General features: G+C 53.7%; 25 protein-coding genes. 7 read left to right on the forward strand and 18 right to left on the reverse strand.

Features of this window, described 5'->3' with window-relative positions; all coding sequences use genetic code 11:
• From EXW94_RS22180 to EXW94_RS22220, 9 genes are all read right to left on the reverse strand, one after another.
• A partial coding sequence (locus EXW94_RS22180; protein ID WP_174339215.1) for a ClpP-like prohead protease/major capsid protein fusion protein occupies nucleotides 1–1511 on the reverse strand: 1511 nt, incomplete at its 3' end.
• An 8-nt stretch (nucleotides 1512–1519) separates the two neighbouring features.
• Nucleotides 1520–1735 (reverse strand): hypothetical protein, encoded by a 216-nt coding sequence (locus tag EXW94_RS22185; protein ID WP_174341029.1) that lies wholly within the window; start codon nucleotides 1733–1735, stop codon nucleotides 1520–1522.
• A gap of 574 nt (nucleotides 1736–2309) precedes the next feature.
• Nucleotides 2310–2516: a hypothetical protein gene (locus EXW94_RS22190; RefSeq protein ID WP_174339213.1), complete on the reverse strand. Its 207-nt coding sequence runs from the start codon at nucleotides 2514–2516 to the stop codon at nucleotides 2310–2312.
• Nucleotides 2517–2738: 222 nt separating this feature from the next.
• On the reverse strand, nucleotides 2739–4142 hold the full coding sequence (locus EXW94_RS22195) for a helicase RepA family protein (RefSeq protein ID WP_174341030.1): 1404 nt from the start codon (nucleotides 4140–4142) through the stop codon (nucleotides 2739–2741).
• On the reverse strand, nucleotides 4139–4462 hold the full coding sequence (locus tag EXW94_RS22200; protein ID WP_174341031.1) for a DUF4222 domain-containing protein: 324 nt from the start codon (nucleotides 4460–4462) through the stop codon (nucleotides 4139–4141). Before EXW94_RS22200 ends, EXW94_RS22195 begins: the two co-directional genes overlap by 4 nt.
• A gap of 5 nt (nucleotides 4463–4467) precedes the next feature.
• A complete protein-coding gene (locus EXW94_RS22205) occupies nucleotides 4468–4671 on the reverse strand; it encodes a hypothetical protein (protein WP_174341032.1) in 204 nt (67 codons plus the stop codon).
• Entirely contained in the window at nucleotides 4668–4862 is a 195-nt protein-coding gene (locus EXW94_RS22210; RefSeq protein ID WP_174341033.1) for a hypothetical protein, read from the reverse strand. The genes EXW94_RS22205 and EXW94_RS22210 overlap by 4 nt, the downstream gene beginning before the upstream one ends.
• Nucleotides 4855–5040 (reverse strand): hypothetical protein, encoded by a 186-nt coding sequence (locus tag EXW94_RS22215; RefSeq protein WP_174341034.1) that lies wholly within the window; start codon nucleotides 5038–5040, stop codon nucleotides 4855–4857. Before EXW94_RS22215 ends, EXW94_RS22210 begins: the two co-directional genes overlap by 8 nt.
• On the reverse strand, nucleotides 5033–5323 hold the full coding sequence (locus EXW94_RS22220) for a host cell division inhibitor Icd-like protein (protein WP_174341035.1): 291 nt from the start codon (nucleotides 5321–5323) through the stop codon (nucleotides 5033–5035). The genes EXW94_RS22215 and EXW94_RS22220 overlap by 8 nt, the downstream gene beginning before the upstream one ends.
• Nucleotides 5324–5517: 194 nt before the next feature.
• Here EXW94_RS22220 and EXW94_RS22225 point away from each other — a divergent pair, with 194 nt between their 5' ends.
• A complete protein-coding gene (locus EXW94_RS22225) occupies nucleotides 5518–5691 on the forward strand; it encodes a YlcI/YnfO family protein (RefSeq protein ID WP_174341036.1) in 174 nt (57 codons plus the stop codon).
• A 166-nt stretch (nucleotides 5692–5857) separates the two neighbouring features.
• Here EXW94_RS22225 and EXW94_RS22230 read toward each other — a convergent pair whose 3' ends face one another.
• The 3 genes from EXW94_RS22230 to EXW94_RS22240 form a co-directional block, all read right to left on the reverse strand.
• Nucleotides 5858–6142, reverse strand: a complete 285-nt coding sequence (locus EXW94_RS22230) for an AlpA family transcriptional regulator (protein ID WP_174341037.1) — start codon at nucleotides 6140–6142, stop codon at nucleotides 5858–5860.
• A 137-nt stretch (nucleotides 6143–6279) separates the two neighbouring features.
• Nucleotides 6280–7209 (reverse strand): hypothetical protein, encoded by a 930-nt coding sequence (locus EXW94_RS22235; protein ID WP_174341038.1) that lies wholly within the window; start codon nucleotides 7207–7209, stop codon nucleotides 6280–6282.
• 93 nt (nucleotides 7210–7302) lie between these two features.
• Nucleotides 7303–8529, reverse strand: coding sequence for a site-specific integrase (locus EXW94_RS22240; RefSeq protein ID WP_174341039.1), 1227 nt, complete (start codon nucleotides 8527–8529; stop codon nucleotides 7303–7305).
• A gap of 406 nt (nucleotides 8530–8935) precedes the next feature.
• Between EXW94_RS22240 and EXW94_RS22245 the strand changes: the two genes are divergently transcribed.
• On the forward strand, nucleotides 8936–11326 hold the full coding sequence (locus EXW94_RS22245; protein WP_120159230.1) for a glucose/quinate/shikimate family membrane-bound PQQ-dependent dehydrogenase: 2391 nt from the start codon (nucleotides 8936–8938) through the stop codon (nucleotides 11324–11326).
• Between the two features lie 135 nt (nucleotides 11327–11461).
• Here the strand turns inward: EXW94_RS22245 and cueO are convergent, their stop codons facing one another.
• Complete coding sequence (cueO, locus tag EXW94_RS22250; RefSeq protein ID WP_174341040.1) at nucleotides 11462–13030, reverse strand: multicopper oxidase CueO; 1569 nt, start codon at nucleotides 13028–13030, stop codon at nucleotides 11462–11464.
• Nucleotides 13031–13175: 145 nt separating this feature from the next.
• Here cueO and EXW94_RS22255 point away from each other — a divergent pair, with 145 nt between their 5' ends.
• From EXW94_RS22255 to speD, 3 genes are all read left to right on the forward strand, one after another.
• Nucleotides 13176–13523 (forward strand): YacC family pilotin-like protein, encoded by a 348-nt coding sequence (locus EXW94_RS22255; RefSeq protein WP_010426912.1) that lies wholly within the window; start codon nucleotides 13176–13178, stop codon nucleotides 13521–13523.
• 102 nt (nucleotides 13524–13625) lie between these two features.
• On the forward strand, nucleotides 13626–14495 hold the full coding sequence (speE, locus tag EXW94_RS22260) for a polyamine aminopropyltransferase (RefSeq protein WP_010426914.1): 870 nt from the start codon (nucleotides 13626–13628) through the stop codon (nucleotides 14493–14495).
• Nucleotides 14496–15290 (forward strand): adenosylmethionine decarboxylase, encoded by a 795-nt coding sequence (speD, locus tag EXW94_RS22265; protein ID WP_042718234.1) that lies wholly within the window; start codon nucleotides 14496–14498, stop codon nucleotides 15288–15290.
• 31 nt (nucleotides 15291–15321) lie between these two features.
• Here speD and yacL read toward each other — a convergent pair whose 3' ends face one another.
• Both yacL and acnB read right to left on the reverse strand, forming a co-directional pair.
• Complete coding sequence (gene yacL / locus EXW94_RS22270; RefSeq protein ID WP_010426919.1) at nucleotides 15322–15684, reverse strand: protein YacL; 363 nt, start codon at nucleotides 15682–15684, stop codon at nucleotides 15322–15324.
• A gap of 190 nt (nucleotides 15685–15874) precedes the next feature.
• Nucleotides 15875–18472: a bifunctional aconitate hydratase 2/2-methylisocitrate dehydratase gene (gene acnB, locus EXW94_RS22275; RefSeq protein ID WP_108417077.1), complete on the reverse strand. Its 2598-nt coding sequence runs from the start codon at nucleotides 18470–18472 to the stop codon at nucleotides 15875–15877.
• Between the two features lie 893 nt (nucleotides 18473–19365).
• Here acnB and EXW94_RS22280 point away from each other — a divergent pair.
• Together EXW94_RS22280 and EXW94_RS22285 are read left to right on the forward strand one after the other, a co-directional pair.
• A complete protein-coding gene (locus tag EXW94_RS22280; protein WP_174341041.1) occupies nucleotides 19366–20916 on the forward strand; it encodes a DUF3300 domain-containing protein in 1551 nt (516 codons plus the stop codon).
• 10 nt (nucleotides 20917–20926) lie between these two features.
• Nucleotides 20927–21718: a DUF2950 family protein gene (locus EXW94_RS22285; protein WP_174341042.1), complete on the forward strand. Its 792-nt coding sequence runs from the start codon at nucleotides 20927–20929 to the stop codon at nucleotides 21716–21718.
• Between the two features lie 44 nt (nucleotides 21719–21762).
• On the opposite strand, the gene traT is transcribed toward EXW94_RS22285, so the two are convergent.
• From traT to aceF, 3 genes are all read right to left on the reverse strand, one after another.
• The gene (traT, locus tag EXW94_RS22290; protein WP_089599168.1) at nucleotides 21763–22494 is read right to left on the reverse strand and encodes a conjugal transfer complement resistance protein TraT; all 732 of its coding nucleotides are present in this window, start codon (nucleotides 22492–22494) and stop codon (nucleotides 21763–21765) included.
• Between the two features lie 196 nt (nucleotides 22495–22690).
• Nucleotides 22691–24115 carry a dihydrolipoyl dehydrogenase gene (gene lpdA, locus EXW94_RS22295; protein ID WP_042718239.1) on the reverse strand — a complete coding sequence of 475 codons (1425 nt, stop codon included), beginning with the start codon at nucleotides 24113–24115 and terminating at the stop codon, nucleotides 22691–22693.
• Nucleotides 24116–24290: 175 nt separating this feature from the next.
• Complete coding sequence (gene aceF, locus EXW94_RS22300) at nucleotides 24291–26192, reverse strand: pyruvate dehydrogenase complex dihydrolipoyllysine-residue acetyltransferase (RefSeq protein WP_042718241.1); 1902 nt, start codon at nucleotides 26190–26192, stop codon at nucleotides 24291–24293.
• Nucleotides 26193–26199 lie beyond the last annotated feature (7 nt).

Below are 26199 nucleotides of genomic sequence, written 5' to 3' on the forward strand. Positions count from 1 at the left end.
GTCTCAACGGAAAGAGCACCTTCAACAAAATTTTTGTGCTCGGCACTGAACAGAGGATAACCATCAGACATCGCGGCGTTAGCCATCAGCACTTCATAAACCAGATCGCCAACCGTAGCTTTCGCTGCCCTTCCCATCGCCTGGGGAATGGTGGACAGCACAGAAAGATCGTCATTGATAATGCTCTGGCGGTCGATGCTGAAAAGCTCGCCATACGTTGCAAGAATGATGCGCTCACCACGCTCGCCAATGGTCGCGTATTTGTATTCAGCCCCCGGGCGAACTTCACGCAAGCGCGGGAAAGTATCAAGCCCCACACGATGCCCCGGCTTAAAGTCCGGCAGGTTGCCCGTGCGCGTCCACTGGTCAAACGTCTCCGGTGAGTCATTCCAGCCAGTAAGAACAGACTTGTTCGCCACGTCTCCAAGAATCTGACCAAAATCGCTTAACGAGTGAGTGAACGCCATACCTACCATCTGCACGGTATTCATACCGCTGATGCTGATATTTCGATCCCGAAGTGATGCGCGGGCAAGCTCTTTCAGGGAGTAGCCGGTATAGCGGTTGTCTTTCTCTCGCTGAGCAATACCAATGCGCTCCTCAATAGAAGCGCGTATAGAGTCACCGACAAGATTACCGTTAGTAATATGGGCAAATCCCCCGGCAATTGATTCTGTTCCTTTCGCCATTTCCTGTAAAAAACCTTCTCTGGCCTGAGTTAAATTAATTTTTCCGCTAATCAGCTGCTGGCGCAGTTCCACCGAATCAAACTGCGGGAAAGAAGCGCAGCTATCCAGAAAAAGAAGCACCCCCGCAGCATCATCAAGCGAAATCCCGCCCATGTCGTAACGGGCTTTTACCTGATCAACGTCCGGTGACTCAGCCTTGCGATGCTTCGAAAAAATACGTGAAACATCATCCGGGTTATCACTGGCCGGGTTATTAGTGAACATGCTTTTTACTGCCTCTGGCGCGTTCTGGAAGTTCGCCAGCGATGCGTAGAACGTAGCACCGGAAAAAGCATCAATGCTTTCAGACGGGTAGACTTCATCAACAAAGCCTTTTTCTTTGGCTTCGTCTGCTGTCATCCATGTTTCTTCGTCCATCATGGCGCTGATTTCGTCTTCCCCGAGCCCTGATTTTTTTGCATACGCGGCGATCATCTGTTTTTGCGTTGCTTCCAGAAGATCGGCGTTTTTCCGAAAATCTTCGGCACCACCACCAGCCACAGACCATGGATTATGGATCATGTACCAGGCGTTAGAGGCCATAACCACGCGTCTTGCCGCACACGCAACCACCGTAGCCATAGAAGCGGCGATGCCATCAATGCGAGCAGTCACGTAGCCAGGGTAACGGCTGATAGCGTTAGCCAGCATAAAGCCATCTGACGTGTTACCGCCGGGTGAATGAATGGCGATAGTCAGGGGTAACTTTCCCGCCTTAACGATGTTCGCAGCAAGCGTTTTTGCTGATTCGGCATTAATGCCGTCGTATAACGTCAGTTCCATGGTCAGCCTTACGCCTGCAAATCATCTTTTTTGTTTTCAGGTAGCCCCAGCGATTTACGCAGTGCCATACGCGCCAGCGCCCCGAGAGATGGAGCCATGGCCAGGCCGTTAAATCCTGATGCGTTCAGTTCATCAATAATCTGTTGGCGACTACGGTTCAGCGCCAAACTCAGCTCAGTATCTAACTGAACGGTAATGCCCTTCGGTTTTTGTTTTGCTACCACAATTGAAGTCCTGTACTGGTTAAAATCACATAATCAGTATTTACGGTTAATTTTTATTATTCAACCATATTTTTAGGTTAATGGTGCACAGGCATAAAAAAACCGCACGGAGGGGGGCTTGAAATCAAGCTCACCTAAATGCCCGCTACCAATAGTCGATGACGAAAAGAGAAAGCATATCCTGCAAAATGGACGAAACCATACAAATCAGACACTTATTAATGAGTCTGGGTTGTATAGTGCGGTGTGCTGGTTTTTACATACCCGATTTTGGGGGGTGTAAATCACCTCTGGCGTAACCAACTTATTTCCTCGTCTTCCTCACTTTGGGCGAAAAAACCGGGCATTGCACGGCGTGTTGGCTCTCCTGAAAATTATAAAAAATAAGAGCTCACTCCGCGCACGGAGGGGTGATGGCGAATTTGAAATGCGCCCGTTCAGGGAGGTCCGTACGTATTACGTCGGAACTTAAAATTAGGGTTAATGGTGCACGGGCATAAAAAAACCGGGCGTTGCCCGGCGTGGTGGTTCTCCTGAAAATTTAGGAGATTGAATCGTGGGATAAACAGGCTGGCTAGATCTCTTCCAGAGTCTCAGCCACTCCCCGGATATACATACCAATCTGATCCAGCATTGCCGTTTTCATGATGTCACCAATAAGCCCAGGGTTTGCTTTGGCGTACCCCTCACCGAACAGCGAATCAATATGCGTAATCGCTTTCTCCATCAGGCATGTTGCAGTAACAAAAGCCTGTCTTTCTACCTCTTGAGCGTCCAACATTTAAACCTCTCTGATTAATAAATCCGCGCACCTCGCGCACTTTCTGCCGCACTTTTTACCCGCGCACTTGCTGCGCGGGTTGGCATTTCGCAAAACCCACCAAAAGCCAGTAACGGCGCGGCTTTGAGGGGTATCAAATGGAATCCGCGCACTTTTTCCAGATATATACGTGAAAAGTGCGCTTTCCGTGGTGTTTCGCGCATCATGCGCACTTTTGCGCGTTTATTTGGCTTTTGATACCGTTATTTCATTCGAGTCATCAATCTCGATAACCCCGTCACGAACCAGCTTATCAATCCAGCGCCCAAAGCCCTTCCGTCCATTTTCACCAAGCAGAGCGATCATGTCGTCACGCAGTACCGCGCGGTTGCACGGCTCGCCTTTGGCCTTGCGGCTGCGGATGAATTGCCATAATGCCGCATGGTTCCCGGTAAGATGTGTAGCACCCTCCAGCTCAGGATCAACACCCTGCGGCTCCCGTGGCACGTCACGTACAACCAGCGATGAAACCGTTTCGCCGTCTCTGTCCTGAAACAAATCCAGCTCCGCCAGGTCAAACGCCGCTTGTTTCGGTTCCTCAGCGTCTTTCATCTTCGTGCAGGTCAGCACGATAGCGCCGCCCTCCCCCTCGCGCCTTACGCTAAATTCTGCATCCAGAGCCGCCCTGAACGCGCTGGAGCCGCGAGCGCCTTTGGTGTCGTCCTTACCGGAATGATGCACCACCAGCAGCGTAGAGCGCGTCGCCTGTTTGATGCGGTCACACCCTTCGATGAACGCCCCCATATCCTTCGCGTCGTTCTCGTCGTTACCGCCGAAACAGCGCGCCAGCGTGTCCAGGATGATAAGGCGGATTGGCTGGCCTGTTTTCCTCTCCACGTCACGCGCAGCGTTAATCACCTGGCTGATATCCTCTGAGCGAACCGGGAACACAGGACGATTGACCAGATACAGGTTATCCAGCTTGAGCCCGCGTTGCTTCTCCCATGCCTTGATACGGCGAGGAACGCCGATACCACCCTCACCGACGACGTACATCACAGAGCCAGCGGAAACCGACTTTCCAGCCCACTTCATCCCGGCGGCAATGTGGCACGCCCACGATACCGCCAGAAAGCTCTTGTAGGAGCCGCTGGGCCCGTAAATGCTGGTCAGGCTCTGCGCCGGGAGATAGCTTTTCAGCGTGTAATCCTGCTCAACGTCGAATCCGTCAGATCCAACGCTCAGCGGCAGCGTGTGCGCGTACTGGCTGTTTTCCTCGATGCTCTGGCGCTGGCGGTCGAGGAAGTCGCCCCAGTCCTCCGGCTCATGCTCAGCGCTGCGGTACATCCGCGCCTCTACCACGCCAGCGGCAGCCAGGCGCATCGCCACATCAGTGATTTGCTGTTCTGTGATATCCCCGGCCAGAAAGACGCGGGCGCGGTAACGGCCATCGTCAACCACCCGGATGTTATGCAGTTGCTCCAGCTCGCGGCTGCCCAGATACACGGGCGGCGTTGTGTCTCCCGATTTTTTTCCAGCGCTCTCGATCCAGTGTCTGGCGTGCGCGTATGCATCAGCCCCGGCAAAAATAATCGCTTCGGTGTATTTGTCTTTCGGCAGAGCCTTAACGTTCGGTGCGTTTTTCATTTCAGTCCCTTATCCCATCCGTCAGATCCAACGCTCAGCGGCAGCGTGCTGCGAATCTCAGCAATGCGGCGTTTAACTTTCTCTCTGGCCTCAGCCTGGCTTTTCTCCGTCTCTTCCGGCAGGTACGTAAATTCATTGCTGAACCGGTATCCAGAGCAAATACATTCGTTTTCATATCCGTCACGGACGTATGTAATACGGGATTCAGTAGCACTCTTTACCGTGATTTTTTCACCGTAGTTATTTTTCCAGCGGCTGTGAGCCTCGATTTTTGGCTGAGCGATGCCCTCGGGCTTAGCCCGATTAATTTTTTTGACCATGTTTTTTATTCCTCTTTAATATCTACTGCTTTTTGCAGGTGTTCTTTGGATTTATATACCAGGCTGTGTATGGCGGCCACGCAGTTACATTCGTGTTCGTCGCCTTTGCCGAGGCATTCCATCCAGATTTCCAGAATAGCCAGCGCCTGATCGCTGTAAGCCAGCGCATTTTCAGCTTGGATCAGAACTTCAAAAGGAACCTGTCTCATTTCGTTTCACCCATACCCAGCTCGGCGATTAATGCCAGGCGAATTTCTTGGTTAAAATCACAGGCGATTGAAATCAAATCCACCATCACCGGATGGCATTCTTTATTAGCCCTCTCCAGAATGATCTCGAAGAGTGAGGCAGCCAACGTTGCTTTATATTCTGCCTGGTCAAGGCCGATTGGCTCACGCATTTTGCGCCCCCCCCTGAATAAAAGTGATACGCACGTGTTTATAGCCCGCTGCCTGCGCCAATTGCTGCGCTGTTGTCCTGGCTTCATCTGCGCTTGCGCTGGTCAGTGTGTAATGAATGCCTACCGTGTGACCGCGCTTGTTTACGCCGTATCCGGCGACATGGAAGGTTTTACGCATGGCGTACCCCCGCCATTTCTCTGAGTGAATCGCGGGCATCACTACCCATCAGCGACCAGAGATAATTACCTTCCATGAAATGGTAATTCAGCGGGCTGGCCGTCCTGATTTTCGCGGCGAACGTCAGATCCCACGACGGAAACGCGTCACGCGCTGCCTCTTCGGTGTCTGCCTGTGTGCGCAGGGTGACAGGTTGCCCCGTCCACTCCTCGCCCTTAGGCTGCCCCAGAAATAGCCAGGTGAATGCCGGCCGTCCTTCTGTGGTAATATTGGCTGTAGCCATAATTTTTACTCCGGTGGTTTGGATTGTGGTTAGAGGCCCGGTTAGTGTTCCACCACTGCCGGGCTTCGGTTCTCACTACATGCAAAAGCATGGTGTAAGACACACGATAGATTAAAGGTGTCTTACACGTCAATACTTCCAATGAAGATTTTTTCGTGTATATTGTCTTACACCAATCACAAGAGGTGTTAGACATGGCTACAGGTTCAAAGAACGCAAAATCCCAATCAGTAACCGCGCGCATCCCACACGAAATCATTGAAGGAATGGAGCAGGTAAAGGCAGACGGCGAGAGCACCGGGCAATTTATTAGCGCTGCAATGCAGGGCGAAATAAAACGCCGCCAGCGCCGCAAAAAGCCGGAGTGAGGCAGATCGCCCCTTAACCGCGCCAATGGCGCAGTTCCTGTAATCACAGGAGCACTCAGGCTTTGACCACCATCGTTAACCCTGGTATCCTGACTTTGCTTAAGTTTTTGGTAGTGACATTGGCGGCCCTGCATGGCCGCCTTTGTTTTATGTGCCATACCTCACCTCACGCTGTTTTTCTGCTATACGGATTATTGACGTTCTCAACCACTGGCGGATTACGAACCCACCAGAGCACATCCGAAAGAAGCCAGGCACAGCTGTTGCGGCCGAAGTGGCAGCGTGGCGGGAATCGGCCTTGCTGCTCCATTTTCCAACGGCTGGAACGGGAAAGGCTGGTGATCTCGCTACATTCTTCTTCACGGATTCGACGGTCGAACTTAAAGCCGTACTCTTCTAAAAGGGTGCGGCGCTGCTCAGGATTTGGCGGGGTAAAGGTGATATTTTGCATGTTGCCTCCACTGTTTCTAAGTTTGTAGAGGCTAGTTTGCAACCTTTTATACTGGATATAAATACAGCTGTAAGCATAGAGACATACTGATAATGCTTATAAATATATCAGTATGCTTAGAAGTATATGAGTAAGGCTTACTGTGCTCTTTCGCTCGGCCTCTTATGCGCATTGTTTAATATTGCTGCTATTTTCGTTTCTGTTTTTATTGGCAATTCACCATTGATGAACCAGTCAGGTCTGGCGATCAACTCACGCGCCCAAGCAGAATAGTTAATAGTTCCATCTATTTTTCTGCAGCTCTCATTAAAAGCATTTTGCTGCTCTTCTTTAAAACGCATGGCAACCATTAAAATTTGCTCTCGGTTTCTTGCATGTCTTTCAGCAGAATGATGCACAATTTCATTGCCATTCATCTTATGAGGCTCTACAGACTCAAAATCATCTGTTAGCGTGAAATAATCTCCACCACAGTCAAGAAGTCGCCTTATATCCTTTGCGGTAATCCATAAATCATTTATAGAGATTTTATTTTTGAATACCTGATCGTCTTCTTCATCATAATCACTATCTTCGCCAACCATTAAAAGCTGTACGGCGGGATTATCTTTTTCGGGATGGCAAGGAGTTAATTCAAAACCACTTATGGCGTACTCTCCAAAATTTTGTAGTTCTTCTAGACCGCCCCAAAGACGCCACAACCCATAAGCTTTACCAATTGAACTGAAGCACCCATTTCCTGAGTCTTGACCAAATAAAGGGACGTGAATAGTTTCATCTTCTTCCTCGTTATAATCGTATCTGAAAAGATGAAACCTAGAAAATTCAGTAATATTATTCCCCATAATAGATGTGGTGGAGTTTGCCTTTCTGGTATCGAACCAAGCGCTTGCTGACTTGCTATCAGTTTTCATATATAAAACGGCGCGAGCATCAAATAAATTGAGGCAAAGAGCTATTTTTTTAGTAACCCCCAAATTAATCAGATCGCTAATCTCGCAACCCAGCAATCTTGACGCACGCTCAATATTGCAGTATTGAAAAGGAATTTTAATGTCGTTAGCCATTGCACTGCCCTCAACGCCCCAAAATAAACTTGCGAGACAGACGGGTAGGGTTTCCCGCTTTTCGGTTGGCAGACCTAGACCCGCAATATAAGTTTAATCTCTATTCATTACAGGTAACAGAACCACATTTTGATGATTACCCGCAAGAAGTTCTAATCGGTCATACCATTTATTCAACGCATCTAGTTTCTCAGGCAAGTACAGACTACGGTTATAAACCGCCATAACGCCTGGCAAGGCATGGCCCAGCAGCAGCTCGACTATATGTGGTGCTATACCCATATTGTTCAGCCCTGTGGAGAAAGTGCGGCGTAAATCATGCAAGGTCCACGGCTCGTTATGGTGAAAATCTTTATAAAGCCTGCGCCCTTTCAATGAAACAGCCTGACGGGTACGATCTTCGCCCAGTAATAAACCTGTTTTCCCAGTCTCGCGCTTTAACTCTTCCAGCCACGGCCGTATAGCTTCTGGTATCGATCTCACGATTTTCTCGCGAGTTTTGCTGTGCTCCTTCGGCACTGTCCAAATCCAAGAGGTAAAATCCCATTCTGACCATCGAGAGAGGCGAACCTCCATAGTTCTCGCACCGAAGAGCACCAATATTTTAAGAAGACGTGAATAATACGGCTGCTGGTCATCGCTGTCTGTGCAGCGCCATACATCAGCCAGTTCACTATCTGACAATACGCGGTCACGCTGGCCGGATGGCTGGCCTACATCCTGAATGGTGAGAAATACCAAGGCATCACTGGCAGCATAGCGGCGAACTTTGCAGAAACGTAACGCCTGTTTGGAAATCTGAAACATGCGACCTGCGGTCATGGGTTTAGTCTGGTTTATTTCATCAAAACAGGCCACCCAATGACGGGTTTCACATCTCGCTATTGGATAACGGCCAAGCCGCGGGTAAATATGCTTGCGTAGCTGTGCCCTCACCAGTTCCTCGTCGCTTCGCTTTCTCCTGGCGTAATTCACCAACCAGTACTCGAGAGCATCCTGTACTGTCACAGGCTTGAGCGTTTCTTCGGTGCTCAGTTCAAGCTCTGTTTTTGGATCAAGACCACCAGCCAACCACTGACGACACTTTTCCCTCTTTTCTCTCGCAGCTTTTAGCGACAAATCCGGGTAACGGCCAAGCGTTAAACGCTCTAGCTTGCTACCCCTTCCACCCAACCGGTACGAGAATACCCAACTCAGTTGACCCTGTTTTGATGCCCTGACGCTTAAACCTTCACCATCAGCATACATTTCTGGCGCATCACGGGTGGCCCCCTGGAGTGCCTTGAGCTTTCTATCACTTAGCTTGTTAGTGCCCGCCATAGCCCGCCCCGTCTGAATTAGTGATTGCGATTGATACACCGATTGATACACCGTTCGTTGCTACAGTCGAAAAAACCGGATAAACATACGAACGAAAATAATCGTATCTTACTGATAATAAAAATCAAAATTGAGAATTCACAAAATCATCTAAAAGCATGAAAACAAAAAGCTTTTTGCTTCAACAGTATGTTTCATATTACTAACCATATGATTTTAATGAAAATCTCTCAATGCAGGTGAATCTATTTCCGGCATCGATACGCAAGCCCGCCATTATACCAGCAAATGGATAACCCTGGCGTATGAGTTACAAAAAGCAAATATTGTGATTCCGATCACACTTGTTAATACCTATAATTAGTTGCTAGCAAATTATTAACAAAAACTGACGAGTACACTTTCTATGGCTGAAACAAACTCTAAACAGCCGCGTCTACTGGTGACATTAACAGCCGCGTTCGCAGCCTTCTGCGCGCTGTATCTGTTAATCGGTGGCGTCTGGCTGGTCGCTTTAGGCGGCTCCTGGTACTACCCGATTGCGGGTCTGGTTATGGTTGCCGTAACCGTCCTGCTGTTGCGTAGAAAACAATCCGCACTGTGGCTGTATGCCGCACTCCTTCTTGCCACCATGATCTGGGGCGTCTGGGAAGTCGGGTTCGACTTCTGGGCACTGACGCCGCGCAGCGACATCCTGGTCTTCTTTGGTATCTGGCTGATCCTGCCGTTCGTCTGGCGTCGCCTGATTGTGCCTTCAAGCGGTGCTGTGGCGGGCCTGGTTGTTGCTCTGCTGATTACCGGCGGCATTCTGACCTGGGCCGGTTTTAATGACCCACAGGAGATCAACGGTACGCTGAACGCGGAATCCACGCCTGCGGCTGCTATCTCGCAGGTCGCTGACGGTGACTGGCCTGCGTATGGTCGTAACCAGGAAGGTCAACGCTACTCTCCGCTGAAGCAGATCAACGCGGACAACGTGAAGAACCTGAAGGAAGCCTGGGTATTCCGTACCGGTGATCTGAAGATGCCGAACGATCCGGGCGAGCTGACCAACGAAGTCACCCCGATCAAAGTGGGCAACATGCTCTACCTGTGTACGGCGCACCAGCGTCTGTTCGCGCTCGACGCGGCCACCGGTAAAGAGAAATGGCACTTCGATCCACAGCTGAACTCTAACCCGTCGTTCCAGCACATCACCTGTCGTGGCGTCTCTTACCACGAAGCGCGTGCCGATAATGCCAGCCCGGAAGTCATTGCCGACTGTCCTCGCCGCATTATGCTGCCGGTAAACGATGGCCGTCTGTTCGCCATCAACGCCGAAACGGGCAAGCTGTGCGAAACCTTTGCCAACAAAGGCATCCTGAACCTGCAGACCAACATGCCGGACACCACCCCGGGTCTGTATGAGCCAACTTCACCGCCAATCATCACCGATAAAACTATCGTGATTGCCGGTTCGGTAACGGATAACTTCTCTACGCGTGAAACCTCCGGCGTTATCCGCGGTTTTGACGTAAACACCGGTAAACTGCTGTGGGCCTTCGACCCGGGCGCGAAAGATCCCAACGCGATCCCGTCGGACGAGCACACCTTTACCTTTAACTCGCCAAACTCCTGGGCCCCGGCGGCGTATGACGCGAAGCTGGACCTGGTCTACCTGCCGATGGGCGTAACCACGCCTGATATCTGGGGCGGTAACCGTACGCCGGAGCAGGAACGTTACGCGAGCGCTATCGTGGCGCTGAACGCAACGACCGGTAAACTGGCGTGGAGCTATCAGACCGTTCACCACGATCTGTGGGATATGGATATGCCGTCCCAGCCGACGCTGGCAGACATTACCGTCGATGGTAAAACCGTGCCGGTGATTTACGCTCCGGCCAAGACGGGCAACATCTTCGTCCTGGATCGCAGCAACGGTAAGCTGGTTGTGCCTGCACCGGAAAAACCGGTTCCGCAGGGCGCCGCGAAAGGCGATTACGTCAGCAAAACCCAGCCGTTCTCTGACCTGAGCTTCCGTCCGAAGAAAGACCTCAGCGGTGCAGACATGTGGGGTGCCACCATGTTTGACCAGCTGGTGTGCCGCGTGATGTTCCATCAGCTGCGCTATGAAGGCATCTTCACGCCGCCGTCTGAGCAGGGCACGCTGGTCTTCCCGGGTAACCTGGGGATGTTCGAGTGGGGCGGGATCTCCGTCGACCCGAACCGTCAGGTGGCGATTGCCAACCCAATGGCGCTGCCGTTCGTTTCCCGTCTGATCCCGCGCGGTCCGGGCAACCCAATGGAGCAGCCGAAAGACGCGAAAGGCAGCGGTACCGAAGCCGGTATTCAGCCGCAGTACGGCGTACCGTTTGGCGTAACGCTGAACCCGTTCCTGTCTCCGTTTGGTCTGCCGTGTAAACAGCCTGCCTGGGGTTATATCTCCGGTCTGGATCTGAAAACCAACCAGATCGTATGGAAAAAACGTATTGGTACGCCACAGGACAGCATGCCGTTCCCAATGCCGGTTCCGGTGCCGTTCAATATGGGTATGCCGATGCTGGGTGGCCCAATCTCCACCGCCGGTAACGTGCTGTTCATCGCGGCAACCGCAGATAACTACCTGCGCGCGTACAACATGACCAACGGTGAGAAACTGTGGCAAGGCCGTCTGCCTGCCGGTGGACAGGCCACGCCGATGACCTATGAAGTGAACGGCAAGCAGTACGTTGTCATCTCTGCGGGCGGTCACGGTTCGTTTGGCACGAAGATGGGCGACTATATTGTCGCGTATGCGTTGCCGGATGAAAACAAGTAACTGAAAAGCCGGGTGGCGGCTACGCCTTACCCGGCCTACGGAAAGATGCAAAACGGCAACCTCGGTTGCCGTTTTTGTGTTTGTTCCCTCTCCCCGTGGGAGAGGGCCAGGGTGAGGGCATCAGGCCGCACTGTTTTAAACGGTGAACCCGAGCATCATCCCCGTATCTTCATGCTCCAGCAGATGACAGTGGGCCATATAGGCAAACTCCTTCGGCGCATCGTGGTCGAACTTCACCAGCACCTCGCTAACGCCACCTTCCACTCTTACCGTATCTTTCCAGCCCGCGCGGTGCGCATCCGGCGCTTTGCCGTTTTCTGAGAGAATGCGGAACTGGGTGCCGTGGATGTGGAATGGATGCAGCATCATGTCCCCTTCGCCCGAAATCACCCAGCGCTCAAACTGACCCTTTGTCGCAGCAAACATCGGCGTGTTCATGTCGAACGCTTTGCCGTTGATCATATTGGCGTTATGGAAATCAAAGCCGTGGTCGCCGTGATTCATGTTCCCCATGCCGCCCATTTTGCCGTGGTCCATATTCATATGACCCATCATCTGCCCGTGGTGCATCCCCGCCATCGCCTGATCGCCATATTTCGCCATCAGCGCCTGCATGCCCATCATGTCGAGCATCGGGTTCATGGAGAGCTGCAGCTTGCGCTGCGTAAGCCCGTCAAGCGACGGGAGCGCTGGCAGGGTGGTTAACGTATCCGGCAACGTGCCGGAAGCGGTCACCAGTAAAGGCGGAATACGCAGCACCGGATGCGGCTTATCAAATGGCGCAACCGCCATCCCCATCTGGCTGACTGGCAGGGTTACGAGGTCAAACGCCTTGCCGTCGCTGATGTCCACCAGCACCTCGAAGCGCTCGCCCATCAGCATCGGCAACTCGTTCACTTTTACCGGTTCCGGCAGGAGTCCACCGTCGCTTGCCACTACATAAAGCGGGCGTTTATCGCTGGCGGCGAAGTTCAGCGAACGGGCGTTACAGCCGTTAAGCAGACGTAAACGCAGCCAGCCTTTCGGCGCGGCATGCTGAGGGTAGATCGCGCCGTTGGTCAGCAGCATGTCGCCAAACCAGCCCACCGCCGCACTCATCACGTCCAGCTGGTAGTCAATTTGCCCGTCAGCATTGAATTTCTTGTCCTGCACAATCACCGGAACGTCGTCGATGCCCCACTGTTTCGGCAGGCGTAGCAGGCGGCTTTCGTCGTCTTCAATCAGCACCAGCCCCGCCAGCCCCATCGCCACCTGATGGCCCGTTTTGCCGTGCTGATGCGGGTGGAACCAGCAGGTCGCCGCACGTTGGTCAGGTGTAAAGGTCACGCTGCGTTTGCCACCAGCCTTGATAACGCCCTGCGGTCCCCCGTCCACTTCGCCCGGCACTTCCAGCCCGTGCCAGTGCAGCGTGGTCTCTTCCGACAGCGTGTTATGGATATCAACGGTGACGGTTTTTCCTTTGCGTAACTGGAGCGCCGGGCCGAGGAGATTTCCGTTATAGCCCCAGGTTGTGGCGGTATTCGCACCAAAGGTCGTTTTGCCCGATTGCACCACAAGCTGGATACGACTGCGGGCATCCGCAGTCAGCAATTCAGGAATGGGTAAGGCGGGTCTGTCAGCCGCGAAAACGGCGCGACTCCAGAGTGGTAATGCGCTGGCAGCCCCCAGCGCAGCGGAATATTTTAAAAAATCACGACGTTGCATGTTCATTTCCTTATTTCCAGCCGGCGATCTTTTGAGCATAAACCCTCCCCTTACCGGAAGGTCAAGTAAAGCGGCAATAATAAAGGTCGTCGGCCTGGCATCAAGTATGCTAACGTTAATTTTCCGTGATGCAGTGGTAGAAGCAATGAAGACGTTTTTCAGAACAATTTTGTTCAGTGGCCTGATGGCGATGTGTGCGAACAGTTACGCGCTGAGTGAAAACGAAGCAGAAGATATGGCCGATCTCACGGCGGTGTTTGTGTTTCTGAAAAACGATTGTGGTTACCAGAATTTACCCAACGGGCAGATTCGTCGCGCACTGGTCTTTTTTGCCCAGCAGAACCAATGGGATCTCAGCAACTACGACAGCTTCGACATGAAGGCGCTCGGTGAAGACAGCTACCGCGATTTGAGCGGTATCGGTATTCCCACTGCTAAAAAATGCAAAGCGCTGGCTCGTGATTCACTCAGCCTGCTCGCCTACGTGAAGTAACCTTCCCGACGCCCCTTGTTGACTCGCTAACCGCTTCACGGCGGTGATGTGTTGCGCCCCTTCTGCTGATTGTCAGGATGTAAACGATGGAGAGGACAGCCCATGACCGAGAAAACGGTATGGCAAGAAACGCTGCACGATCAGTTTGGTCAGTACTTTGCCGTTGATAACGTGCTTTATCACGAGAAGACCGATCATCAGGATCTGATCATCTTCGAGAACGCCGCCTTTGGCCGCGTCATGGCGCTGGACGGCGTGGTGCAAACCACCGAGCGCGATGAGTTTATTTATCATGAGATGATGACCCACGTTCCGCTGCTGGCCCACGGCCACGCAAAGCACGTTCTGATTATTGGCGGCGGCGACGGCGCGATGCTGCGTGAAGTGTCCCGCCATCAGTCCGTCGAAACCATCACGATGGTGGAAATTGACGCGGGTGTGGTTTCGTTCTGCCGTCAGTACCTGCCCAACCATAATGCCGGCAGCTACGACGATCCGCGCTTTAATCTGGTTATCGACGACGGCGTCAATTTTGTTAACCAGACCACGCAAACGTTTGATGTGATTATCTCTGACTGCACCGATCCGATCGGTCCTGGCGCGTCGCTCTTTACCTCCTCGTTCTACGAAGGCTGCAAGCGCTGCCTGAACCCAGGCGGTATCTTCGTCGCACAAAATGGCGTCTGCTTCCTGCAGCAGGATGAAGCTCTCGACAGCCACCGCAAGCTGAGCACCTACTTTAGCGACGTCAGCTTCTACCAGGCCGCGATCCCGACCTATTACGGCGGGATCATGACCTTCGCGTGGGCGACCGACAACGAGGTGCTGCGTCATCTCTCTACCGAAATCATTCAGGCGCGCTTCCACCAGGCGGGTCTTAAATGTCGCTATTACAACCCGGCCGTCCATACCGCGGCGTTTGCCTTGCCACAATATCTGCAAGACGCACTGTCCTCAAAGGGGGTGAGCTAATTGAAAAAGCTGAAACTGCATGGCTTTAACAACCTGACCAAAAGCCTGAGTTTTTGTATTTACGATATCTGCTACGTCAAAACTGCAGAAGAACGCGATGGCTACATCGCCTATATCGATGAACTCTACAACGCTAACCGCCTGACGGAGATCCTGTCAGAAACTTGCTCAATCATTGGCGCTAACATCCTGAACATCGCGCGTCAGGATTATGAACCACAGGGCGCGAGCGTCACCATTCTGGTGAGCGAAGAGCCGGTCGACCCGAAGCTTATCGACAAAACCGAGCATCCGGGCCCGCTGCCGGAAGTGGTCGTCGCCCACCTGGATAAAAGCCATATCTGCGTGCACACCTACCCGGAAAGCCACCCTGAAGGCGGGCTATGCACCTTCCGCGCGGACATAGAAGTGTCGACCTGCGGCGTGATCTCGCCGCTAAACGCACTGAACTATTTAATCCACCAGCTGGAATCGGACATCGTCACGATTGATTATCGCGTGCGTGGTTTTACCCGTGATATCAACGGCATGAAGCACTTCATCGACCATGAGATCAATTCTATTCAGAACTTTATGTCTGAAGACATGAAATCGCTGTACGACATGATGGACGTGAACGTGTATCAGGAGAACATCTTCCATACCAAGATGTTACTTAAGGAGTTCGACCTTAAGCACTACATGTTCCATACCAAACCGGAAGATTTGAGCGAAGAAGAGCGTAAGGCGATTACTGACCTGCTCTGGAAAGAGATGCGCGAGATCTACTACGGCCGCAATATTCCGGCCGTGTAAGAGCAAGCCGGAGCAGGGATGCTCCGGTCTGTTATTTCTGTTTCATAAAGTCGCGGTACGCATTTACCACCTGAAGGAAATCCTCTACGCCGCACATCGACAGGCTCTCTTCGTCGTAGTAGCTCATCCCCTCTTCCATCTCGTCACCTGAAAACTCGAGCTGGTTGGCGCGCACCATCACCTCTTCGCCATCCATCCACAGGGTGTATTCATGCCCGGCGCGCTGCCAGGAGCGCTCACTGCCTTTTACCGTCTTCGCCGCCTCTTCCACTTCATCAAGAAGCGCGAGATTCTCCTTCACCTCTTCGTTAAACCAGTGTCCAACGGCTTCGTGGCCCATCGACATACGCACTTTCACCACTCCGGTGATGTCGCGCAGAAATTCGTAATCCATAGTGTTTTCCTCTGCAAAGCCATTAGGGTAATTATCGCAGCAGCGAGGAAGAAAAAAAGCGGGGGAGGCGGGAGGAATGAAAATAAAAAGGTGAGAGCAAGACCCTGCGGCCTGATGCCCTCACCCCGTCCCTCTCCCACGGGAGAGGGTGCAAACACTAAAAACCGTCTCTATGAGACGGTTTTGCTGTTTATACTGCCGTCTGGAAGATCACCCCGTCAGCCTTCTCAGTATATTGAGAGAGCTGGTCGAAGTTCAGATAGCGATAGGTATCCACCGCCGTCTTATCTACCTGAGCCACAAAGGTCTGGTACTCTTCCGGCGTTGGCAGTTTGCCAATCAGCGCCGCAACCGCCGCCAGCTCCGCAGAGGCCAGGAAGACGTTCGCACCGGTACCTAAACGGTTCGGGAAGTTACGGGTAGAGGTGGAGACCACCGTTGCACCGTCGGCTACGCGCGCCTGGTTACCCATACAGAGGGAACAGCCAGGGATTTCAATACGCGCACCGCTCTTACCAAACACGCTGTAGTAACCCTCTTCGGTCAGCTGAGCCGCGTCCATACGGGTTGGCGGTGCCACCCACAGACGGGTCGGCAGCTGGCCTTTATGGGTATCCAGCAGCTTACCGGCAGCGCGGAAGTGACCGATGTTGGTCATGCAGGAACCGATGAACACTTCGTCGATTTTCTCGCCCTGAACTTCAGAGAGCGGACGCGCGTCGTCCGGATCGTTCGGTGCACAGAGGATCGGCTCTTTAATATCCGCCAGATCGATGTCGATCACCGCCGCGTACTCTGCGTCAGCATCGGCTTCCAGCAGCTGTGGATCCGCCAGCCATTTTTCCATGCCCTGAATACGACGCTCCAGGGTACGACGGTCGCCGTAGCCTTCCGCAATCATCCACTTCAGCAGCACGATGTTGGAAGTCAGGTACTCTTCGATTGGCGCCTGGTTCAGCTTGATGGTACAGCCCGCAGCAGAACGCTCGGCGGAGGCATCGGTCAGCTCGAACGCCTGCTCCACTTTCAGATCCGGCAGACCTTCAATTTCCAGAATGCGGCCAGAGAAGATGTTTTTCTTCCCTTTCTTCTCAACGGTCAGCAGGCCCTGTTTAATCGCATACAGCGGGATCGCGTGAACCAGGTCGCGCAGGGTGATACCCGGCTGCATTTTACCTTTGAAGCGCACCAGCACCGATTCCGGCATATCCAGCGGCATCACGCCGGTCGCCGCAGCAAACGCCACCAGACCGGAGCCCGCCGGGAAGGAGATACCGATTGGGAAACGGGTGTGAGAGTCACCGCCAGTACCCACGGTATCCGGCAGCAGCATGCGGTTCAGCCAGGAGTGGATGACGCCGTCGCCCGGACGCAGAGAGACGCCGCCGCGGTTCATGATGAAGTCTGGCAGCGTGTGGTGCGTGGTTACGTCGACCGGTTTCGGATACGCAGCCGTGTGGCAGAAGGACTGCATCACCAGGTCAGACGAGAAGCCCAGGCACGCCAGGTCTTTCAGTTCGTCACGGGTCATTGGACCGGTGGTGTCCTGAGAGCCCACGGAGGTCATCTTAGGCTCGCAGTACGCGCCCGGACGAATACCCGCTACGCCGCACGCACGGCCCACCATTTTCTGCGCCAGAGAGTAACCACGGCTGCTCTCCGCCACATCTTTCGCCTGACGGAACACGTCACTGTGCGGCAGACCCAGCGCTTCACGCGCTTTGGTGGTCAGGCCACGACCGATAATCAGCGGGATACGGCCACCTGCACGCACTTCGTCGATCAGCACGTCGGTTTTCAGCTCGAAGCTTGCCAGCAGTTCGTTGGTCTCGTGGTTGCGCACTTCGCCCTTGAACGGGTAAACGTCAATCACGTCGCCCATGTTAAGGTTGGACACATCCACTTCAATCGGCAGTGCGCCCGCATCTTCCATGGTGTTGAAGAAGATCGGCGCAATTTTGCCACCCAGGCACAGGCCACCGCCGCGCTTGTTAGGCACGTGAGGAATATCGTCGCCCATGAACCACAGCACGGAGTTGGTTGCGGATTTACGAGAAGAGCCGGTACCCACAACGTCACCCACGTAAGCCAGCGGGAAACCTTTCTCCTGCAGGGCTTCGATCTGTTTGATCGGGCCGACGCTGCCCGGCTGATCCGGCTCAATGCCTTCACGGGCGTTTTTCAGCATCGCCAGGGCATGCAGAGGGATATCCGGGCGAGACCACGCGTCCGGTGCCGGAGACAGGTCATCGGTGTTGGTTTCACCGGTCACTTTAAAGACGGTAACGGTGATTTTTTCTGCCAGAGCAGGACGGTTCAGGAACCATTCGGCATCCGCCCAGGACTGCATCACCTGCTTCGCATAGACGTTGCCCGCTTTGGCTTTTTCTTCTACATCGTAGAAGTTATCGAACATCAGCAGCGTGGAAGAGAGCGCTTTAGCGGCAATCGGTGCCAGCTTGTCGTTATCCAGCGCGTCAATCAGCGGATGAATGTTGTAACCACCCTGCATGGTGCCGAGCAGTTCAATGGCTTTTTCAGGAGTAACCAGTGGGGAGGTGGCTTCGCCTTTGGCGATAGCAGCAAGGAATCCGGCTTTTACGTAGGCAGCTTCATCTACGCCAGGCGGTACGCGGTTGATCAACAGATCTAACAGGAATTCTTCTTCGCCCTTAGGCGGGTTCTTCAGCAGCTCGACGAGCGCGGCCATTTGGGTTGCATCTAAAGGTTTGGGTACAATTCCCTCGGCGGCACGTTCTGCTACGTGCTTACGGTATTCTTCTAGCACGACGGTTCTCCTCGCTCTCATTGTCATATGCGGCGGGCGTTCTCTTCACGCTCCTGTGAGACAGCAGTTTGTAGGGTAAATGCCCGATACCGCGTCGGGCAGCATAGCAGGATTTCTGCACAGTGTTAATCCGTTTACAAAAAAGCAACATTAAAAAATTTGCTGAATCGTTAAGCATGGTGTAGCAGGGAGACGAGACGAATTTTGGGTACAAAAAAACCGCCTGGTAGCGGTTTATTTGTTGCCTTGCGGTGGTAGCACACCGTGTTGGCAGATTTGCGGCAATGCACTCGTCATGAATAATGCGCCTGAGTATGTAGATCCGCAAGCACATATTTTGTGTTTACGAGCCGACATCCAGTTTCGAATGAAAAAGGATGAAACTGCATTTCACCTCTTTTCAGTCCATTTCGGCTGTAATACTGTTGCGCCCGGCCTGCTTCGCTGGTGTAGCAACCAGTCACCGGGCCCGGAAGCAGTTCCGTAACCTACGCGGCAATGTACTCATTTGCCTGGTTCTGCCTTTCCCGGTGAAGAATGAACCCGCGTAGCCTGTACAGGAACGCACGCAATGGAGATGCGAATCACTGCACTGATCGTTGCGATCGGTTTACTGCTAACCGCGCTGCACGGTGGCTGGAACATATCCGACATCACGGTGCTGTTTGTCGTCAACCTCGGCAACTAGCTGCTGGCCGCTCGCAAGAGCGGCCTTCTGAATTCCCTGCGCCTTTTCCCGCATCGCATATAATTGTGTAATAAATGCACACACTCTTTATCCGGACGCTTCGCTGGTTTCCCAAGAAAAGTCAAAACTGTCATACACGGGTGAATAATACTCGCGGCAACAAGAACGCCTCACGGCACAGCGCTTGTCTCGTTGGAGTCATTTTATGAAGTTGCCCTTTAAGCCACACCTGCTTGTCCTTCTCTGCAGTGCCGGGCTATTTGCTGCCTCAGGCGTCATGTTTGTCAAAAGCCGGGCAACGGAGCCCGTTGCACCAGCCCCCGTCGCACAACAACCGGCAGCACCTGCCGCAGCCCAGCCCGCCCCTGTCGTCGCACCCACGTACACGGCCGCGCAGATCGATCAGTGGGTTGCCCCAGTTGCGCTCTACCCGGATGCCCTGCTGTCGCAAATTTTAATGGCCTCGACCTACCCGTCAAACGTTATCCAGGCGGCACAGTGGTCAAAAGATAATCCCAAAATGCAGGGCGATGCCGCCATTCAGGCCGTTGCTGGTCAGCCGTGGGATCCGAGCGTAAAGTCGCTGGTGGCGTTTCCTCAGTTGATGTCGCTGATGGGTGAAAATCCGCCGTGGGTACAAAATCTGGGCGATGCGTTTCTAGCCCAACCGAAAGACGTAATGGATTCCGTTCAACGCCTGCGCTTGCTGGCGCAACAAACCGGTGCATTGCAATCAACGCCACAGCAAACGGTCACGACCGTGACGAAACCTGCCCCTGCAAAAACCACCACCAGCGAGTCAACAAACACCACCACCACAAGCCCGACGGTGATCAAAATTGAATCCGCCGATCCGCAGGTGGTTTACGTTCCGACCTATAACCCCAATACGGTTTACGGTACCTGGCCAAACGCGGCCTACCCGCCCACCTATTTACCGCCCTCACCCGGGGAGCAATTTACCGACAGTCTGGTCAAGGGTCTCGGCTTCAGTCTGGGGGTGGCCACAACCTATGCCATCTTCAGCAATATCGACTGGGATGACGACGATGACTGGGACCACCACCATCACGATGATGACTGGGATAATCATGGCGGCTATAACCGCAACGGCGATAACAACATCAATATCAACGTTGATAACTTCAATAAAATCAGCGGACAGCGGCTGACGGACGCCAACCGCACCTGGCAGCACAACCCGGCCTATCGTGAAGGGGTGCCGTACCCGACCAACCAGCTCAATACCCGTTTCCACTCCACGAAAGCGGCGACAGGGCTCAGTGCGACGCAGCAAAAACCGGTCAATCGAGACAGCCAGCGTCAGGCCGCATTGAGCCAAATGGAAAAATCGACAGGAAAAACGTTCCCTCAGGCAACGCGCCCGACAACCCGAGATGCACAGCGTCAGGCTTCCAGCCAACAGCTGAAGCAGATTTCACAGCGCAATAACTACCGCGGCTACGACACCAAACCGCACATCGCGAAGCGAACTGAGAACAATCGTGCGGCCACACAACGACAGGAAAAACGGGTTTCGCAACCCTCACAGCAGCGCACGGCCCAGCAGAGAAATGTACAGCAGCGAACCAGCCAGCATCGCGCTAATGCGCTGAGCGGCAACGACAGCCGGTCCGGCAACTGGCAAACCCAGCAGCGTCGGGGCGAGCAGAGCAGACAAGTCGCTGCCCGCCATCAGCAGCCCCGTCAGGCCTCAGCCGGACGCGCAGAACACCGTGAATTCCGTCACCGTTAAGGGAGCCGACATGAAAAGTAAACTACTCTGTGGAATGGCGTTATTCATGCTTTCGGCCACCGCGATGGCACAGCAATCGTTCAGCACGCCAGGCCAGGCAACCGACGCGCTGGTGAGCGCCATCAGTAAGCATGATGAACGTGCAATGAGCGACCTGCTTGGGGAGAACTGGCGCGACTTCCTGCCGCCTGAAGGGGTCGACCCGGATGCCGTTGATCGTTTCCTGAGAGACTGGAAAGTTCGCCATGATACCGCCATCGAGGGCGATGTGGCGCATCTGGTTGTTGGAGAGAGCGACTGGCAATTGCCGATCCCGGTGAAGAAAACCGCTACCGGCTGGCAATTTGACATTAAAGCAGGCGCCGAAGCGATCCTCACGCGCGAGATTGGGCGTAACGAACTCGGTGCCATCGAGGCGCTGCATGCCTATGTCGATGCTCAGCAGAGCTATTTTGGGTTGAATCAGAAGTATGCGCAGAAAATTGTCAGTTCTGAGGGGAAAAAGGACGGTCTGTACTGGCCCGTCTCGCCAGGCGAAGCGCCAAGCCCGCTGGGTCCGGCGTTCAGTCCGAAAGAGCCAGGAGCAGGCTATCACGGCTATCGTTTTCGCATTTTGCCGGATAATAACGGTTTCGCCATGATCGCCTGGCCAGTCACTTACGGTCAAACGGGGGTGATGAGTTTCACCATCAATCAGGACGACAAGGTGTACCAGAACGATCTCGGCAGTGATTCCGCGAAGAAAGCAAATGCCCTGACCGCATACCCTCTGGATAAGACCTGGCAACCCGTCGCCCCGTAATGCAGGCAGGCCGGGTAAGGCGACGTCGCCACCCGGCTGTTTTCCTACAGAATATTCGCGACCGATTTCGCCAGCTGCGCTTCCAGAACCGGCTTCGCCTCTTCGAACTTCAGGTTCACCTTGTTGGCATTAGACACCACGCGGGTCTGATACTTCGCACGATCGCCTTGCTCGGTGCTGGTCTGCAGTTTCACGCCAGAGGTACCCTGACGCAGGGCAGCGATATTATCGGTTGTAACTTTTGCTTTGCTGCGCTCAGAGATCTGCAGGTCAGTCACCATGGTGTAGTTTACATCTTCCACCATGGCGTCTGCCGCCATGCCGATCAGGCCCGCCGCCAGACCCACGCCCAGCGCTGCGCCGGAAGAGTTACTGTTATAAGCGGTGATCCCGGCACCCAGTGCAGCGCCCACAGCCGCACCTTCATACCCGGTTTTCAGGTAGCCCTGAGCTTCACGCAGGTCCATTTTGTCGGCTTTCAGGACGTTTGCCTGCACCCAGTAATATGCGCCGTCAGGGGAGCTGGTCACTTTATAGCCCTTGGCAATCAGGTCGTTCGCCAGCAGGGTCTGCAGGTTGCTCATGTCTTTATCGGAGGTGTTTTTAACCTGAATGTAGACCGTTTTCTCGTTGGATGGCTCAAGCCAGACGGTTTCACTCATCTGGGTTTTCACTTCCAGGTTGCGTTTCTTCACCGCCGTCGTTACCGCACCGCACCCTGTCAGCGTCAGCGCTGCCGCCACTAAACCAATTACCGCCACTTTCTTCAAAGACATGCATTTTCCTTTTTTCGTGTAATAAAAGAGTCCAGAACCCCTAAACCGCGTGGCCAGTAGCCACACAATGGTGAAAAAAGTATCGGCAGATGAAGGGAAATTTTTAGCGGAAATATCAACAGGATGACTACTAAATCAGGTAGTTACAGGCAAAAAAAAACGCCTCCTGAGAGGCGTTTATCAAGCGCAGAGAAACTTATTTCTTCTTCGCTTTCGCGTTTGGCAGGTCGGTGATGCTACCTTCGAACACTTCTGCCGCCAGGCCCACGGACTCGTGCAGAGTCGGGTGAGCGTGGATGGTCAGCGCGATGTCTTCCGCGTCGCAGCCCATTTCGATAGCCAGACCGATTTCACCCAGCAGCTCGCCGCCGTTGGTACCGACAATTGCACCACCGATCACGCGGTGAGTCTCTTTGTCGAAGATCAGTTTGGTCACGCCATCTGCGCAATCGGAAGCGATAGCACGGCCAGAAGCAGCCCACGGGAAGGTGGCGGTTTCGTAGCTGATGCCTTTCTCTTTCGCTTCTTTCTCGGTCAGACCCACCCAGGCAACTTCTGGCTCGGTATAGGCGATAGATGGGATCACTTTCGGATCGAAGTAGTGTTTCATGCCAGCGATAACTTCAGCGGCAACGTGACCTTCGTGAACACCTTTGTGCGCCAGCATTGGCTGACCGACGATGTCGCCGATAGCAAAGATGTGCGGCACGTTGGTGCGCAGCTGCTTATCAACGCGGATAAAGCCACGGTCGTCCACTTCCACGCCAGCTGCGCCAGCATTGAGGTTTTTACCGTTCGGCACGCGGCCGATAGCCACCAGCACGGCGTCGTAACGCTGCGCTTCTGCAGGGGCTTTTTTGCCTTCCATGGAAACGTAAATACCGTCTTCTTTCGCTTCAACGGCAGTCACTTTGGTTTCCAGCATCAGGTTGAATTTCTTGCTGATGCGTTTGGTGAAGACTTTAACGATGTCTTTGTCGGCTGCCGGGATAACCTGGTCGAACATTTCAACCACGTCGATCTCTGAACCCAGCGCATGGTACACGGTACCCATTTCCAGACCGATGATACCGCCGCCCATAACCAGCAGACGCTTAGGAACGGTTTTCAGCTCCAGGGCATCGGTGGAATCCCACACGCGTGGATCTTCATGCGGAATGAATGGCAGTTCGATTGGGCGAGAGCCTGCCGCGATGATCGCGTTGTCGAAGTTGATCACGGTTTTGCCGTTTTCGCCTTCCACTTCCAGGGTGTTCGCACCGGTAAATTTACCCAGACCGTTTACCACTTTCACTTTACGGCCTTTGGCCATACCCGCCAGACCGCCGGTCAGCTGAGTGATAACTTTCTCTTTCCAGGTACGAATTTTGTCGATATCGGTTTTCGGCTCGCCGAAGACGATACCGTGTTCAGCCAGCGCTTTGGCTTCTTCGATAACTTTCGCTACGTGCAGCAGCGCTTTAGAAGGGATACAGCCGACGTTCAGACAAACACCGCCGAGGGTGCTGTAACGTTCTACGATGACGGTTTCCAGACCTAAATCCGCGGCGCGGAATGCTGCGGAGTAACCTGCCGGGCCTGCCCCAAGTACTACGACCTGAGTTTTGATTTCTGTGCTCATCATGACCTCTTAATTTATACCCGTCGTCCACCGGGTCGTTCTATCCGCCCGCAGTTTACAAAATTGTTAACAATTTTGAAACAACAAACGGCTCACGAATTGTCGCTTTCGCCAATAACCTCACAAACACCGTGAGATTATCAGAAAAAAGCCGGCCGACTGGCCGGCTTTTCGATTACATCACCAGGCGGCGAATGTCGCTCAGGGTGTTGTTGATGATGGTGATGAAGCGCGCACCATCAGCACCGTCGATCACGCGGTGGTCGAAGGACAGAGAGATTGGCATCATCAGACGCGGCACGAACTCTTTGCCGTTCCACACCGGCTCCATCGCGGACTTGGACACACCGAGGATAGCCACTTCCGGCGCGTTAACGATCGGCGCGAAGTGGGTAGTACCCAGGCCGCCGATGCTGGAGATAGTGAAGCAGCCGCCCTGCATTTCGCCGGCAGTCAGCTTACCATCACGCGCTTTCTTGGAGATGGTGGTCAGTTCACGGGACAGCTCGGTAATGCTCTTCTTGTTCACGTCTTTGAAGACCGGAACAACCAGACCATTTGGCGTATCAACCGCAACACCGATGTTGATGTATTTCTTCAGCGTCAGCTTCTGACCGTCTTCGGACAGGGAGCTGTTGAAGCGTGGCATCTGCTCAAGGGCAGCGGCAACGGCTTTCATGATGAAGACCACTGGGGTGAATTTCACGTCCAGCTTGCGCTTCTCAGCTTCGGCGTTCTGCTGTTTACGGAACGCTTCCAGATCGGTGATATCGGTCTTATCGAAGTGCGTAACGTGCGGGATCATCACCCAGTTACGGCTCAGGTTAGCACCAGAGATTTTCTGGATGCGGCCCAGCTCCACTTCTTCGATTTCGCCGAACTTGCTGAAGTCCACTTTTGGCCATGGCAGCATGCCCGGGATACCGCCACCGGCGGCTGCAGCAGGTGCAGCTTCGGCGCGTTTCACCGCGTCTTTCACGTAGGTCTGAACGTCTTCGCGCAGGATACGACCCTTACGGCCGGTCCCTTTCACTTTCGCCAGGTTCACACCGAATTCGCGCGCCAGGCGACGAATCAGCGGGGTAGCGTGGACGTAAGCGTCGTTTTCAGCGAACTCAGATTTGCCTTCCGCTTTTGCAGCAGGAGCCGCAGCAGGTTTAGACGCCTGAGCCGGTGCAGCAGCAGGTGCCGGAGCAGCCGCGGCAGCCGGAGCTGCGGCAGGCGCAGCGCCTTCCACTTCGAAGACCATGATCAGAGAGCCGGTAGACACTTTGTCGCCGGTGCTGATTTTGATCTCTTTAACGGTACCCGCGAACGGCGCAGGGACTTCCATAGAAGCCTTGTCGCCTTCAACGGTGATCAGTGACTGTTCAGCGGCAACTTTGTCGCCCACTTTCACCATCACTTCGGTGACTTCAACTTCGTCACCGCCGATGTCCGGTACGTTAACGTCTTTCGCGCCGCCAGCAGCTGCTGGTGCAGCGGCCGGAGCCGGAGCAGCGGCCTGTGCTGGCGCGGCGGCAGGTGCAGCACCCGCCACTTCGAAGACCATGATCAGGGAGCCGGTAGACACTTTGTCGCCGGTGTTGATCTTGATCTCTTTAACGGTACCGGCGAACGGAGCGGGCACTTCCATAGAGGCTTTGTCGCCTTCTACGGTGATCAGTGACTGCTCGGCTGCAACGGTGTCGCCCACTTTCACCAGGATTTCAGTGACTTCAACTTCGTCACCGCCGATGTCAGGCACGTTCACTTCTTTCGCGCTCGCGGCAGCGGCTGGAGCAGCGGCGGCCGGAGCGGCTTCTTTCTTCTCTTCCTGCGCAGGTGCAGCTGCTGCTGCACCGTCGGCGGAATCGAAAATCATGATCAGTTTGCCAGTCTCGGTTTTATCGCCAACAGAGACTTTGATCTCTTTAACGATGCCAGCCTGAGGAGACGGGACTTCCATAGAGGCTTTATCGCCTTCTACGGTGATCAGCGACTGTTCAGCTTCAACTTTGTCGCCTACTTTGACCAGGATCTCGGTGATTTCAACTTCATCAGCCCCGATGTCCGGTACATTGATTTCGATAGCCATTATTCTT

Origin of the sequence: Enterobacter sp. JMULE2 (assembly GCF_013337145.1) — a bacterium.
Taxonomy (GTDB): Bacteria; Pseudomonadota; Gammaproteobacteria; order Enterobacterales; family Enterobacteriaceae; genus Enterobacter; species Enterobacter mori.